Here is a 14,767-nt window from a genome sequence, read left to right as displayed (position 1 = left end):
CTTATGCTGTTTTCTTGCGGTCTAGCAAGACTGCGATTAAAATGACAATACCTTTAACAACCATTTGGAAAAAGGAAGAGACACCAAGTAGATTTAAACCGTTATTCAACGTCCCGATAATCAGTACACCAATTAAGGTACCAGCTATTCGTCCCCGACCTCCGGCAAGACTTGTGCCACCTAATACAACTGCGGCGATCGCATCAAGTTCGTATGATGTCCCTGCTGTTGGTTGTGCAGAATTCAGACGGGATGTCAAAATTGCACCAGCTAGCGCTGATAGAAGACCAGTAAGGGAATAGACCAGCACTTTGACACGGGCCACCTTAATACCCGATATGTATGCCGCTTTTTCATTTCCGCCAATTGCATAAGTTCGTCGCCCAAACGGTGTTTTGTGGAGGATCATCCAAAGAATGATAAAAGTAATGCCCATCGTAATTGCAGGGACAGGAATACCTAAAAAATATCCACGTCCAAACAGCTGAAATCCGTAGTTAGCTCCAAGTCCTGTGATAGGGTTTCCATCTGTATAAACCATTGTCAAACCGCGAAACATAGTCATTGTCGCTAGTGTTGCAATAAATGGAGCTATTTTCCCTTTTGTAATCAAAAGACCGTTTATTGCCCCAAGAACGGCGCCGATCAAACAGCCGATGATAACCGCAAAAACAGGGTCAATTCCACCGACGATCATTCCAGCAACTAGTGCACTTGACAAAGCAAGGATTGCCCCGACGGACAAATCAATGCCTCCGGTCAGAATCACAAAAGTCATTCCGAAAGCAATCAACGCGTTGATTGCGACTTGTCTTAATAGATTTAAAATATTTAATGGTTCCAAAAATCCTGGGTTCAACAATGAGACGATGACAACAAGAATGATAAGACCAAGAAATGGCCCAAGCTTTTGCAATACAGAGTCAACATTAAGGCTTTTTTCAAAAGGTTTAGCCGTTTGTGTTTTCATATGATTGTCCTCCTGTTGCGAGTGTCATAATCCGTTCTTGTGTTGCATCTTTTCTTAATAGCTCACCACTGAGATTTCCTTCGTGGATAACAAGGATGCGGTCACTCATACCGAGGATTTCAGGCAGCTCTGATGATACCATTAAGATTGCAACACCTCGGTCTGTCAGTTCATTCATCAACTGGTAAATCTCTCTTTTTGCTCCGACATCAACACCTCGAGTCGGCTCATCCAAAATCAGCACTTTTGGACCAATACCGATCCATTTAGCAATAACTACTTTTTGTTGGTTGCCGCCGGATAAATTGCTCGCCTGAATGTCGCGTGAATTCGTTTTAATTGTCAGCCGTTTGATTAAAAGATCAACAAATTCCTGCTCCCTTTTTTGATCAATCCAACCGTTCGGAGAAAAACTAGAAAGATTCGGAAGTGAAATATTTTCGCGAATAGATGTGTCAAGAATCAGTCCTTCGTCTTTCCGGTTTTCAGTAATAAAACCGATTCTTTTTTGAACAGCATCACTTGGTTTTTTGATGTTCACTTGTTTACCGTTAATCAATAGTTCTCCTCTGTCGAGGGGATCAAGACCGAAAATGGCTCTCATCAATTCTGTTCGACCGGCACCCATAAGCCCAGATATTCCAACGATTTCACCAGCATGTACATGAAAATTAATATTTTCAAAGACTCTTTTTTTAGATGCGTTTTTCACTTCAAATACGATGTCCCCAAGCTTTGAATGCCTTTCAGGGTAGCGTTCTGTCAGCTCACGACCAACCATTTTTTTTACCACTTCATGAAAATCGGTGTTAGCCATTTTTTTCGTATCAACGGTTTTCCCGTCACGCATCACTGTGATGCGGTCACAAATTGTAAAAATCTCTTCCATACGGTGTGAAATATAAATAATCGACACTCCATTTTTCTTTAAAGACCGAATCACATGAAACAGTTTTTTGACTTCTTTGTCTGTTAAAGCCGCTGTCGGTTCATCCATAATGATCACTTTGGCATCTATCATCAGCGCTTTTGCTATTTCAATCATTTGCTGTTGTCCTGAGCCTAGGAGACCAGCTTCTTTTTCAAGAGACAGGGAGACTCCCAGTTTATGAAGTTGTCTATTTGCTAGCGCTTTCATTTTTTTGATATTTAAAAATCCTAGTGTTGTGGAAAGTTCCCTTCCAATAAATAAGTTCTCCAGTACGCTCATTTCCGGCCAAATATTTAGTTCCTGATGAATGAAAGCAATTCCGTGTTTTTCAGCTTCTTTCGGATCGGAGAACTGTTTGGCATGGCTGTTTATTTTAATTGTGCCGCTATCAAGCTTATGAAGCCCTGTTAATACATTCATTAATGTTGACTTTCCAGCACCATTTTCGCCCATTAAGGCATGGACTTCACCTTCAAGAAGTTCGAATGAAACACCTGACAAAACCTGATTCTGACCAAATGCCTTATAAATGTCGATCATTTCAATGTGCATCGGTTATCCCTGCTTTCCAGATGAAAGATTTGTTCATCTAAAAGATCACTCCCGCGTGTAAGATGCAGTTTGCATAAGGTGTTGCTTCACCTGTCCGAATCACTGCTTTCGCTTGTTTTGTTGCTTTTTTTAATGCTTCGTGTGAAAGGTGTTCAATCGGCTGGTTAGAAAATTGTTTTCTTAAGAATTCAGCTTGTTTCGGGTTGTCTGTTTCCATTTCTTTGGCAATTGTTAGTTTTTCCACCTCCACTTCTTTCGCAAGCAGTTCGGTTACGTCTTTAAAACTGGGGGTTCCCAGTGACAAAGCGAGGTCAATTTTAGGAACACCTTGGGGGACAGGCAAACCGGCATCTGCGATAACAATAGTGTCAGTATGCCCGAGATCGGCAAGTAATTTTGCAATATGACTGTTTAATATACCGTGTTTTTTCATGAATGGTCACACTCCATTTCTTGTCTAGTTGGCATTCCCCCTTGAGCACCGAATTTTTGGACAGACAAAGAGGCAGCCCGATTGGCAAATCGCAGGGCAGATTCTATATTTTGTCCTTCTGAAAGAGCGACAGCAAATCCAGCATTAAAGGTGTCTCCAGCTCCAGTTGTGTCGACTGCATTTACAGGAAATGAAGGGATGAGTTTTTCTTCAGTTCCGTTATGATAACGAACACCGTTTTTGCCTTCTGTAATCAATAGCTTTCCCGGATGTCTTCTCAGCATTTCTTTTTGAGAGAGGTCCTGAAAGAGGAGAGAAGCTTCGTGTTCATTCGGTGTAATGTATGTTGCGTTTTCAATTGTTTCTTCTCGAAGCCACCGGGCAGGAGCTGGGTTGAGAAGCAAAGGAATCCTAAGTTTTTTGCAGAGCTCGCTGACATAATCAACGGTTTCTTCAGGAATTTCCTGCTGGATGAGGACGATATCGGCTCGTTTGATGGCTGCTATTGCTTTTTGTACAAATTGAGGTGTTACAGCATCATTTGCGCCCTTGACAACGATGATACTGTTGTCCCCGTTCGAAAGAACAATATGAGCGGTCCCAGTTGTTTGATGTGTAACCGTTTCCACATAGTCTGTCAAAACACCGTTAGCTTGAAAATTATCGAGAATCGTTTTTCCATATTGATCATCACCGACACACCCAACCATCCATACTTCCGCACCTAACCTGGCTGCTGCAACAGCTTGATTTGCCCCTTTCCCCCCAGGAACGGTTTTAAACGATTCTCCCAGTACTGTTTCCCCAGCTTTTGGACGCTTTTTTGAAGTGACGACTAAATCCATTGAAGAGCTGCCAATCACACAGATTTTACTCATTGTTATCCACCTTTCTTGTTGTCTGTCTTTCAATAAAAGAAACCGGCAACTGCACAGTTGATTTTTCAATATATTCGTTTTTTATTAGTTTTAACAGCAGTTTAGCTGCTTCTTTACCCATTTCATAAACAGGCTGCCTAATCGTTGATAATGGAGGAAATAACCATTCACTATGCGGAATATCATCAAATCCGATCAGTTGCAGGTCAGAAGGTACTTGAATTCCTCGTTTTAAGGCTTCATGTAAAATTGCTGTTGCAACGATATCGTTGCTGGCAATGATCCCATCTGTTTTCGGGTAGATCGAGAATAAATCCTCTGCCCGTTGTTGGGCTTCTTGAAAAGAAAAAGTCTCAGTTGTTAAGACATGAAAATCAACATCTGCATTGCTTAAAATATCAAGTGCCCCGTTAAATCGATCTTTTGCAGTCCGTAAGTGAGCCGGGCCTTTTATAAGTGTCATTCGTTTTGAGTTTCTTTTCATCATTTCTGAAGCCGCGAGTTGCCCGCCTTTTCTACTGTCTGCAAAAACAGACGGTACATGTTCATCACCGGTGCGATCTAAAAAAACAATCGGCATTGATAAATCTTGATTAATTGTTGCTTCAGGATCATTTGTCGCAGAAATCACACCAACGACTTGATTTTGTTTAAATGTTTGCAAATAATCGAGCTCTTTTTCAAGATTTTCATCACTGTTACCGAATATAAGCCTGAAGCCATGCTGATGGATTTCATCTTCAACACCACGGGCAAGTTGTGGAAAAAAAGGATTTGTTATATCAGGGAGCAGCAATCCAATTAGTCTTGATTCTCTATGATAGAGGGATCTGGCCACTTCATTAGGACGGTAATTTAATGTTTTCATCGCTTTGATCACGCGTGTTTTAGTGTCTTCATGAACATAGCCGGTTTCATTTAAAACACGCGAAACCGTGGCGACAGATACTTTTGCTGCAATTGCGACATCTTTAATCGTAGCCAAATATGACAGCTCCTCTTCCTTGTGTAACCGTTTACATAAAAGGTATCATGATCAGTTAAAAAAGGCAATAAAAAATTGGTGAAAACTTTATGTGCATGATGTAACGACTACGATGGATTTAAATAAGACATGGTAGGTTGACGATTCCACCTATCATGTCTTTTGCTTTAACAATATTCATTTTCTAACAATTGATTAATAAAATAAGCGACACCATTTTCATCATTGCTTTTTGTAATAAATGTGCTCATTTGTTTTAATTCATTAATCGCATTTCCCATCGCAATTCGGTGGCCAGCTTCTTCAAACATTGACAAATCATTCGGACTGTCACCGATCGCGTAAATATCTTTTTTATCGATCCCATAATGTTTGGCCAGTTCTTTTAGAGCACGGCCTTTTCCAGACATATCAGGCAGTATTTCAATGATATGCTTTCCTGAGGATGTGAGAGCGAGTTTTGGATATGTAGAGAGTTCAGCTTTTGCTTTTTCTAACTTGTCCAGATCAAATGAAAAACAGAGTAGTTTATAAATGTTTTCTTCTCCATTAAAAATGTCTTGAATGTTTGGGACTGGTTTAATGCCGAATTGTTTAAACTGAGTTAGAGCACCTTGCCAAAGGGTATCTTTGTCTTCATCTGGATTTGCACTCGCAATAATATCCAGTTCTGCTTCGAGCTTTTGTTTGCCATCATTAGGGGATAAGAGGGCATCATCTGTATAAACTTCGAAATAAATATGATGATCTGTTAAATATTGAGCCGCTTTCTGCCCAGCTTCACGATCCATTAATGTTCTGCTTAACAGCTTATAATTAAAATCATGAACTGTTCCGCCATTGGCTGCAATGATCGGAATATCCAGGTCATTCAGTAATGCTTTTACATCAAAAGTGGCTCTGCCTGTACAAATAGTTACAATACAGTCTGAAACCAGTGCCTTTTTAATAGCTGCTCGGTTTTCAGGAGAAATGATGCTTTCTGTATTTAAAAGAGTTCCGTCTAAATCAATTGCAATTAGTCTCATGGTGCTAAAATGACCTCCTATTAAAACGGTTTACTGTTTTTTAGCAGTATTTCCAAAAGTGAGTGGAACTGATAAGTAAAGGCTAAACTTAAAGTTGGATTTTTTCAAGCGAAAAAACAAAAAACCAAGGATAAATCATCCTTGGTTATACTCCTAACTGCTGTTTTAATTGTTGTCTAATTTCAGCAAGCTTGGTTTGATCAAGTTGATAATAATAAGTTTTGCCTGGTTGATAATCACTGCCTTTTAGTTGGAGAGTATCAATCGATTTGATCGATGCCATAAACGGAATCAATCCGATGGCATTTTGTAATGTCAAATTCATTGAAACGTTTTTTCCAACGGTATCAAGAATGTCATCATAAGCTGGGATTGAAGTGATCGATTTTGATTTTCCAATGATCGCTTTCAGCACTTCCATTTGTCTTTGACCGCGCATTAAATCAGTATCCGCTTTTCTTGTTCTAACATAGGCTAGGGCTTCTTCACCGTTTAAGGTCTGAGAACCAGTTGGAAGAACGACTTTACCTTTCGTATCTTTTTTAATTTGTTTGACAACATATTCATCTTTAATGGTAATCGGAACACCACCTAATTCATTGACAACTTCTTCGAAAGCTGTAAAGTTGCTTTCAATGACATAATCAACAGGTATATCAAGCAAATTCTCAACAGTTTCAACGCTTAGGTCTCGTCCACCTAATGAGTGTGCATGTGTAATTTTATCATAACCATGTCCTGGAATGTTCACATAGGAATCCCTCGGAATGCTTAGCAATTTAACAGAATGGTTCTTTCGGTTAAAGGATGCAAGAACCATTGCATCGCTTCGCTCTTTTTCCATGCTCTGACCGGGACGAGCATCTATTCCCATCAGAAGAATGGAAAAATTATCTTTATCAGGATTAAATTCTTTAATCCGTTTCACGGATTGGCTTCCTCTTGAAAGATCGACATGTGCTTCTTTTGCAGCATTCGAAACTTTAAAGTAGGCGTAAGCCCCCACAGCTACTGTAGAGGCTACGAGAATAGCAGTCAATGAAATGAAAAATTTAGCCCATCCACTTCGTTTCTTTTTCTTCGTTCGCTGTGATCTTGACATTGTGTAAACTCCTCTTTTATTTATATTAGTCCGTTCATTCATATGAAAATTTCAATTAACTTAACTTCTAATGTTTGATTTTACAAGACAATTCATTTTTTGGCTATATGGGGGTTGCTGGAATTTAAATCGTTTTCTACGATCTTTAATATGACGATAGAGACGTTAAAACGTTTCAATTTTATATTGAAAGTTTAAGAGTCGTAGATCCATCGCTTCATCAAACGTTTGTTTAAAAAGTGAATAAGATCACAGTTTTGTTCAAAACTATCATAGATAATGAATAAAGGGAGTGTGTTCAATTGAAGGCGGTGACTTTTCAAGGTCCTCAACATATTGAAGTAAGCCAAGTGGAGGATGCTAAGATTGAGAAAAAGGACGATATTGTTGTCAAAATTACTTCTACAGCAATTTGCGGGTCTGATTTGCATCTTTATCAAGGAAATTTTCCTTTACCCAAAGGCTTTCAGCTTGGTCATGAACCGATGGGAATCGTCGAAGAGACAGGACCGGATGTGACAAAGGTGAAAAAAGGCGACAGGGTTGTCATTCCGTTTACAGTCGCTTGCGGTCATTGCTTTTTTTGTGAAAATAATCTTGAAAGCCAATGCGATCATTCCAATCCGCACTATGACTCAGGCGGGTATTTTGGTTATTCAGAAAAATTCGGAAACCATCCGGGAGGACAAGCTGAATATTTAAAAGTACCATTTGGAAATTTTACCCCGTTTGTTATTCCTCAATCTTGTGAACTTGCTGATGAATCTCTGTTATTTTTATCAGATGTCCTGCCTACTGCCTATTGGAGTGTGATTGATGCTGGTGTGAAAGCTGGGGATACTGTCATTGTCCTCGGATCTGGACCAGTCGGTTTAATGACACAAAAATTCGCCTGGAAAAAAGGAGCAAAACGGGTTATAGCTGTTGACTATTTAGATTACCGCTTAAAACAGGCTGAAAGCTTAAACCATGTCGAAGTCTTTGACTTTACAAAATATCCCGATATGGGAGAACATTTGAAAGAAATTACCAAAGGCGGTCAGAAAATGCGGAACTGTGCAAATGACAGGGGTTTATGGCGGGAATTATAACCTGTTTCCACTCGGGGCATTTTTCGCAAGAAATGTAACATTGAAAATGGGACAGGCTCCAGTCATTCATTTAATGCCGGAAATATTTCGTTTAATTGAAACAGGCGAACTTAACCCTGCAGAAATTATTACACATCAACTTCCTCTAGAAGAAGCTGGGAAAGCTTATCATTTATTTCAGAAACGTGAAGATAACTGTATCAAAGTAGTCTTAAAGCCTTAACGGCAATCTTAAATTATATATTCACATAATGGTCACTAAATTGATAAATTCAAAAAATAAAATTTGTGCTAATATCTATATATAGTGTTTTTAAATAAAATAGACACAATATATGGCATTGATAGGAGAGGTCAGGATGGCATTGAGCATAAAAGAGCAAGAAGATAAATTATCACAATTAACAGAGACATTTCATGAGATTGTGGGATATGGAAACCACGATATTATGCAGGAAAACGCAAATGTAGATGGCCGTTCTCCAATGGGGCAGATGAGCAGATTTGCATCTGAAAGTGCAAGACATTATGCACTTCATTATCTTATGTCTCCAGAAATTAAGCAAGCAATTGATGATAACTTTTTATATCCGCACGATTTGGATTTTATGGCTAGCGGGACAACGACTTGTTGTCAAATTCCATTAGGAAAATTACTTAAAGATGGGTTTCATACGGGTCATGGTTCATTAAGAGAACCGAAAGATATTATGAGCGCAATGTCTTTGGCATCTATCATTTTTCAATCAAATCAAAATATGCAGCATGGAGGCCAGTCATTTCCGATGTTTGACTATGATTTGGCACCATATGTTCACAAAACATTTGAAAAACATTTGAAGCGGATCAAAGAATATCCAACTACATTAACAGAAGAAGAAATCATTGAAAGAGCATGGCAAGAGACTGATCGCTCAACATATCAGGCCTGTGAAGCTTTCATACATAATGCAAACAGCATGCATTCAAGAGGAGGCGGTCAAGTTCCATTTGTATCGATAAACTATGGAACTGATACCTCAAAAGAAGGTCGTATGCTGATTGAAAATGTACTGAAAGCGACAAAAGCTGGTCTTGGTAAAGGCGAAACACCAATATTCCCAATTCAGATTTTCAAAATGAAAGAAGGAATTAATGTTTACGAGACAGACAAAAACTATGATTTATACAAACTAGCGTTAGAAACGAGTGCCGAAAGATTGTTCCCAAATTTTAGCTTTATTGATTCCCCTGTGAACAAACCTTTTTACAATGGGACACCGGAAAGTGAAATTGCTTATATGGGATGCAGAACACGCGTGATGTCTAATATTAATGGGGAAGAAAACTCGATTGGTCGAGGGAATCTATCATTTACCTCCATTAATATTGTTAAAATTGCATTATTGAGTGAAAATACCGAACAATTTTTTGAATCATTAAATCATTATATTGATTTAACGATTGAGCAATTATTAGAAAGGTACGCTTTTCAATGCAAGAAAAGAGCAAAAGACTTTAAATTCCTCTATTCACAACATATTTGGCATGAAAGTGACCAATTAGAACCAGATGATACACTAGAAGACATTTTAAAACACGGCACATTAAGCATCGGATTTATCGGATTGGCTGAGGCTTTAACAGCTTTGATCGGTAAACACCATGGAGAGAGCGATGAAGCATTCGAATTAGGAAAAAGAATTATTCAGATGATGAGAGATCGAGCAGATCAAGCAATAGAGGAACATAAGTTGAATTTCTCATTAATTGCAACACCTGCTGAAGGATTATCGGGGAAATTTGTAAAAAAAGACAAAATTCAATTTGGCTCCCTGCCAAATATTACAGACCGGATCTATTACACGAATTCATTCCATATTCCTGTTCATTATAAGATCACGGCCTTTGAAAAGATCAGAAGAGAAGCTCCTTTTCATCTGATGTGCAATGGTGGACACATCAGTTATATTGAGCTTGATGGAGATCCGAAGAAAAACATTAAAGCGATGGACATGCTTGTTAATGCTATGCGTCAAGAAGGGATGGGATATTCATCAATTAATCATCCCGTTGATCATTGCAGGAGTTGTGGATTTACCGGCATTATTGATAATGAATGCCCACAATGCAAAAACAAAGATGAAGCATTAATTGAACGGATTCGACGGATTACCGGCTATTTAGTTGGAGACATGTCAAAATGGAATTCCGCCAAAAGACAGGAAGAAAAGGACCGAGTGAAGCACCTATGAAAGTGATGAATATCATACATGACAGCATCGTAGATGGGGAGGGCTTAAGAACCGTTGTTTTCTTAGCGGGCTGCCCTCATATGTGTGAAGGCTGTCACAATAAACAAAGCTGGAATATCAATAATGGGTTTGACATGAGTGTAGATGAAGTGTTTGGGGAAATCATGAAAAACCCGCTCACAAATGTAACCTATTCAGGAGGAGAACCTCTCTTACATGTTGATGAGCTAATTGAATTATCTAAGAAAATTAAACAGCATTCAGAAAAAGATATTTGGCTGTACAGTGGCTTTACGTATGAACAAATTTTAAACAATGAGAAACATCGTGCATTATTACCTTATTGTGATGTCTTAGTCGATGGTCGATTTGAAATTGATAAACGTGATTTGACATTGCTTTATAGAGGTAGTTCTAACCAGAAAATTATTAAATTAGCATAAAGCAGAGCGTTTTAAGGGTATTCTCATTTTGGGATACCCTTTTCTTTTCAGTTAATTTAGTAAAGGCACTAAAAAGGAATGGAGTCGGATGGCGGGCTATAATCGACTAGAAGAATTTGAAAGATGGGGCTGTCTAAAAAGTCCTTTATCAACGTGAATCAGGGGGATTTGCGAGACTCCTGCGGAAACCGAGCAAATCCCCCATATTTATTCATCCACACTACTTGAGTGTTTTGATTCTTTTATTAAAAGGTTAATATTTTTACTGTCCCACAGACTCTCGAGCAGGTTGACTTCTTTTCAGATAAGTTCATAATAAATATGAAAAGCTAGATTGGAATAAAAGAAAGCGTTTTAACTCCTGAAAATCAGACAATGGAAGGAGAGTGCTTCATGACAAAAGCACCGATATTTTTACGACCTGAATTTAAAGAAAGAATTTGGGGAGGAACGGCTTTAAGGGATCAATTCGGATATGACATCCCTTCTGATAAAACTGGTGAATGTTGGGCGATTTCCGCCCATCCACATGGTCCGAATGTTGTCGCGTCAGGACCTTATCAAGGAAAAACACTTGCACAACTATGGAAGGATCATCGGGAATTGTTTGGTGGTGTTGAAGGAGACCGTTTTCCCTTGTTAACAAAAATTCTTGATGCTAATCAAGACCTTTCCGTACAAGTGCATCCTGATGATACCTATGCAAGAGAGCACGAGAATGGTGAACTTGGAAAGACTGAATGTTGGTATATTATTGATTGTCAAGAAGATGCGGAATTAGTTTATGGTCATATGGCGAGAACAAAGTCAGAGCTTGTCACAATGGTGAATAGCGGAGATTGGGATGGCCTCTTAAGAAAAATTAAAATCAAACCGGGTGATTTTTATTATGTGCCAAGCGGAACTATTCACGCTCTTTGTGAAGGTACGCTTGTTCTCGAAACTCAGCAAAGTTCTGATACAACCTATCGGGTATATGATTATGATCGAACAGATCAGAACGGAGAGAAACGCGAACTACACCTTACACAAGCTATTGATGTAACAACCGTTCCACATGTTGACGGACACGCTAATCAATCAACAGAAATCCGACAAGGAATCACGATGAAAACACTTGTAGAAGCGGAGTATTTCTCAGTGTATAATTGGAAGGTTGACGGTCTTGCTGAGCTTACACAAACTGCGCCGTTCCTCTTATGTAGTGTGATTGAGGGTGAAGCTAAGCTGATCCAAGGAGATACAACATTCTCAATCCAAAAAGGGACAAATTTTATTTTGCCGGCTGAAGCGAATGCCTTTAAGCTTGAAGGGAAATGTGAACTTATTGTTTCACACATTTAATCAAAAAGCTTAATGATCCGCAAAAGGGTCATTAAGCTTTTTTGTTGTGATGACGATAAAAAGAGAAAGCAAGATTAAAAAATTGGGAGGCTGAGATCGGGGGAGAAAAAAGTGTTTAAACAAATCAAGATGTTTAGTTTATTTACTGTCATTCTACTGATCATTCAAATGACAGTGCCTGCAAATCCTTCATTTGCATCATATACGGATACTTCCGTCTATAAAATCGACACTTCACAAGTATTTTTAAGTGAAAGTGAGGCGGCTAAGGCTGTCGAGAAATTAAAAGCAGAAACGGGCTGGCAAGCAAAGTATAAAGTAAAAAGCGGTACAACATATGAAATTGTCACAGGTGATATTGAAGGGGAAAGCACAGCAAATAATCTCCTCCTTCAACTTGGAAAAGAAACAGGTTTGAAAGGAACATACAGTCCACTCGGTCAGCGTGAGCCCTATGCAATAGCGATTTCAAGTGAATTTGTTGGAGAAGCAAAAGCAAAAGAACTCGTTAGCCAATTTGGAAAAGAGACTGGTTTGAAAGCTTCATACATGATAACAAAACAAGAACCGTATGTAAAAGTGGTCTCAGGAGTCATAACAGGTGAAGCGAAAGCAAAATCGACATTGGCTCTGTTTGAAAATGCGACTGGATTAAAAGGAACATACAGTCCATATGGAACAGGTCAAAGTATTGTTAAGTTGTTATCAAAGGAAATTGATAGTCAAAGTAAGGCAAAAAGTCTACTTTCACAATTTAAAAAAGAGACTGCTCTTACTGGCTCAGTTCAATCGGTCAAAAAACAACAAGTTCAATATAAAATCGTTACCGGTACGATCAAAGGTGAAGCAAACGTTAAGAACATGTTAAATCAGTTTAAAAAACAACTGAAAATCCAAAGCTCTTACCAGCCGATTGGTCAACGTGAACCATTTTACAATGTAAAGTCAGGCTATTTTAAAGACAATCGCAGTGCAAAAACGGCTGCCAGTCAGCTCAAACGCAGCACAGGCATTTCCTCAAGTGTTACAAAAGTGAGAGGAAAGCGATACTGGATGTTAAACATGAGAAACCTTAACAAACAAAACCTTAATAAAATGAACGCGTTTTTTAAAAAGAAAAAATGGCGTTATAACAAGACAAGCGCTGGAAAAAAACAAACCACTTACCGAATTGTTTCTTCTTCATTAACAGATCAATATAAATTGAAGAAGGGTGTTCAATTTTTCAAAAATAAAAAAGTGAAAGCGTCAACTCCAACCGCAGGGCGTTTGACTAGCTACCGGTATCGGATTGTCTCCGGCGAAACAAAAGAACAAAATCAAATTTCAAAAGGGCTCAACTTCTTTAAGAAAAATGGTATAACAGGGACTGCTGCACCAACAGGGAAGAAGGTATACAGCCAGTTTCGACTGACATCTGAAGCTGTTTTTCAAGAGAGTGAAATCACAAAAGCATTAGGTTTTTTCCAAACAAATGGTCTTCAAGCAACGACTGTTAAAACGGGTCAATTTTACGGACATTACAAGCTGAAATCTGAAGCTTCACTCAGTCAAGAAAAATTAAATCAAGCCCTCGCATTTTTCAGTGCGAGACATATCGCGGGTGAAACGCAGTTAACTGGACAATCTGGCTACAAATTGTACAAGATCACAACAAGCCCGATTTTAAGCAAAACAGATCTTGACAAGGGCGTGAATTTTTTCAAGAAAAACGCAATAAGTGCTTCCTATCACACGAAAACACCTGAACTTTTTTCAATCATCATCAATGAAGAATTTACAGGCTATAGTCAAGCAGAAGCAGCGGTCCAAAAGCTTAAAACCAATTATGGCTGGTCCGCAACTATCATTAAAATTAAAAACGGTCCACAAATCATGACGACTGATTATGGGATTACACTGAATAATATGATCGATAAACAAATGAAAGTCAGCCCGCAAACAGATTCTCCTGCATATGTTTCATTAACTTATATCGACATGACAAATCAAACTGTAACGGCTGATGTGCTGAATGTTAGATCAAGCCCTAATACCATAAGTAGCGGTAATATTATTGGTCAATTGAAAAAAGGTGATAAGGTTAATGTGATCTCACAGGAAAATGGCTGGGGCAAAATTCGAATGAATTGGAGAAATGCCAGCAGAGAAGAAGTTGAGCACTATGTAAATCCGAAAAACTTTACCCAAGACAGTCAAGCCTATTTCCAATTTTTAAAGCTTTCAGAAACAGCTGGTTTGAATGCAGCAGAAGTAAACGAAAAAATTCTTTATAATAAAGGAAACCTAATTGGAAGGGGTCAAGCCTTTATAAATGCGGCTACTCAATATCGAATCAATGAGCTATATCTGATTGCCCATGCACTACTTGAAACAGGAAATGGAACTTCTGCCTTGGCGAAGGGGACGCTCTATAATGGACGAATTGTTTACAATATGTACGGTGTTGGGGCTTATGACAGTAATCCTCTCTACCTTGGTGCAAAATATGCCTATGAACAAGGTTGGTTTACTCCAGAAGCTGCAATTATTGGCGGAGCTAAATTTATTGGGGAAAAATACATTCACCACCAGACCTATCAGCAAGACACTCTTTATAAAATGAGATGGTCGGCAAATGCGATTCATCAATATGCAACAGATGTTGGCTGGGCTTACAAACAGGTGGGAAGAATGTACAGCCTTTACACAATGCTTGACAACTACACGTTGTATTACGATATTCCTGTTTATCGCTAAATACTAAAAGAGACTCGGTTTTCCGAGTCTCTTAGTC

Annotated in this window: 11 protein-coding genes and 1 pseudogene; 5 read left to right on the top strand and 7 right to left on the bottom strand. The window is 38.7% G+C overall.

The features are described 5' to 3' along the window. Nucleotide 1: 1 nt before the first annotated feature. From rbsC to HOO54_RS19605, 7 genes are all read right to left on the bottom strand, one after another. A complete protein-coding gene (rbsC, locus tag HOO54_RS19635; RefSeq protein WP_172298240.1) occupies nucleotides 2-970 on the bottom strand; it encodes a ribose ABC transporter permease RbsC in 969 nt (322 codons plus the stop codon). Beyond that, nucleotides 951-2,453 (bottom strand): sugar ABC transporter ATP-binding protein, encoded by a 1,503-nt coding sequence (locus tag HOO54_RS19630; RefSeq protein ID WP_172298238.1) that lies wholly within the window; start codon nucleotides 2,451-2,453, stop codon nucleotides 951-953. Before HOO54_RS19630 ends, rbsC begins: the two co-directional genes overlap by 20 nt. Before the next feature lie 37 nt (nucleotides 2,454-2,490). Then, entirely contained in the window at nucleotides 2,491-2,886 is a 396-nt protein-coding gene (gene rbsD / locus HOO54_RS19625; RefSeq protein ID WP_172298236.1) for a D-ribose pyranase, read from the bottom strand. Continuing rightward, on the bottom strand, nucleotides 2,883-3,764 hold the full coding sequence (gene rbsK, locus HOO54_RS19620) for a ribokinase (RefSeq protein ID WP_172298234.1): 882 nt from the start codon (nucleotides 3,762-3,764) through the stop codon (nucleotides 2,883-2,885). The genes rbsD and rbsK overlap by 4 nt, the downstream gene beginning before the upstream one ends. Next, complete coding sequence (locus HOO54_RS19615) at nucleotides 3,757-4,749, bottom strand: LacI family DNA-binding transcriptional regulator (RefSeq protein WP_172298232.1); 993 nt, start codon at nucleotides 4,747-4,749, stop codon at nucleotides 3,757-3,759. Before HOO54_RS19615 ends, rbsK begins: the two co-directional genes overlap by 8 nt. Before the next feature lie 167 nt (nucleotides 4,750-4,916). Then, nucleotides 4,917-5,777 (bottom strand): Cof-type HAD-IIB family hydrolase, encoded by an 861-nt coding sequence (locus tag HOO54_RS19610; protein ID WP_172298230.1) that lies wholly within the window; start codon nucleotides 5,775-5,777, stop codon nucleotides 4,917-4,919. 145 nt (nucleotides 5,778-5,922) lie between these two features. Continuing rightward, nucleotides 5,923-6,879, bottom strand: coding sequence for an LCP family protein (locus tag HOO54_RS19605; protein WP_172298228.1), 957 nt, complete (start codon nucleotides 6,877-6,879; stop codon nucleotides 5,923-5,925). A gap of 302 nt (nucleotides 6,880-7,181) precedes the next feature. Here HOO54_RS19605 and HOO54_RS19600 point away from each other — a divergent pair. The 5 genes and pseudogenes from HOO54_RS19600 to HOO54_RS19580 all read left to right on the top strand — a co-directional run bounded on the left by HOO54_RS19600 (nucleotide 7,182) and on the right by HOO54_RS19580 (nucleotide 14,730). After that, nucleotides 7,182-8,193, top strand: a pseudogene (locus HOO54_RS19600) (alcohol dehydrogenase catalytic domain-containing protein). Nucleotides 8,194-8,329: 136 nt separating this feature from the next. Then, complete coding sequence (locus tag HOO54_RS19595) at nucleotides 8,330-10,204, top strand: anaerobic ribonucleoside triphosphate reductase (RefSeq protein WP_172298226.1); 1,875 nt, start codon at nucleotides 8,330-8,332, stop codon at nucleotides 10,202-10,204. Beyond that, complete coding sequence (nrdG, locus tag HOO54_RS19590) at nucleotides 10,201-10,647, top strand: anaerobic ribonucleoside-triphosphate reductase activating protein (RefSeq protein ID WP_172299738.1); 447 nt, start codon at nucleotides 10,201-10,203, stop codon at nucleotides 10,645-10,647. Before HOO54_RS19595 ends, nrdG begins: the two co-directional genes overlap by 4 nt. A 393-nt stretch (nucleotides 10,648-11,040) precedes the next feature. Then, complete coding sequence (gene manA / locus HOO54_RS19585) at nucleotides 11,041-11,991, top strand: mannose-6-phosphate isomerase, class I (protein ID WP_172298224.1); 951 nt, start codon at nucleotides 11,041-11,043, stop codon at nucleotides 11,989-11,991. A 129-nt stretch (nucleotides 11,992-12,120) separates the two neighbouring features. Beyond that, entirely contained in the window at nucleotides 12,121-14,730 is a 2,610-nt protein-coding gene (locus HOO54_RS19580; protein ID WP_172299737.1) for a glucosaminidase domain-containing protein, read from the top strand. The last annotated feature ends 37 nt before the right edge of the window (nucleotides 14,731-14,767 follow it).

Source organism: Bacillus sp. WMMC1349 (assembly GCF_013155385.1).
Classification (GTDB): domain Bacteria; phylum Bacillota; class Bacilli; order Bacillales; family Bacillaceae; genus Bacillus.
This window is presented reverse-complemented; position numbering and strand designations above follow the sequence as displayed.

Coding starts and splice junctions, on each gene's coding strand:
- HOO54_RS19610 (WP_172298230.1), bottom strand. CDS start 5,777: ATGAGACTAATTGCAATTGATTTAGACGGAACTCTTTTAAATACAGAA.
- manA (WP_172298224.1), top strand. CDS start 11,041: ATGACAAAAGCACCGATATTTTTACGACCTGAATTTAAAGAAAGAATT.
- rbsC (WP_172298240.1), bottom strand. CDS start 970: ATGAAAACACAAACGGCTAAACCTTTTGAAAAAAGCCTTAATGTTGAC.
- nrdG (WP_172299738.1), top strand. CDS start 10,201: ATGAAAGTGATGAATATCATACATGACAGCATCGTAGATGGGGAGGGC.
- HOO54_RS19595 (WP_172298226.1), top strand. CDS start 8,330: ATGGCATTGAGCATAAAAGAGCAAGAAGATAAATTATCACAATTAACA.
- rbsD (WP_172298236.1), bottom strand. CDS start 2,886: ATGAAAAAACACGGTATATTAAACAGTCATATTGCAAAATTACTTGCC.
- HOO54_RS19605 (WP_172298228.1), bottom strand. CDS start 6,879: ATGTCAAGATCACAGCGAACGAAGAAAAAGAAACGAAGTGGATGGGCT.
- rbsK (WP_172298234.1), bottom strand. CDS start 3,764: ATGAGTAAAATCTGTGTGATTGGCAGCTCTTCAATGGATTTAGTCGTC.
- HOO54_RS19580 (WP_172299737.1), top strand. CDS start 12,121: ATGTTTAGTTTATTTACTGTCATTCTACTGATCATTCAAATGACAGTG.
- HOO54_RS19630 (WP_172298238.1), bottom strand. CDS start 2,453: ATGCACATTGAAATGATCGACATTTATAAGGCATTTGGTCAGAATCAG.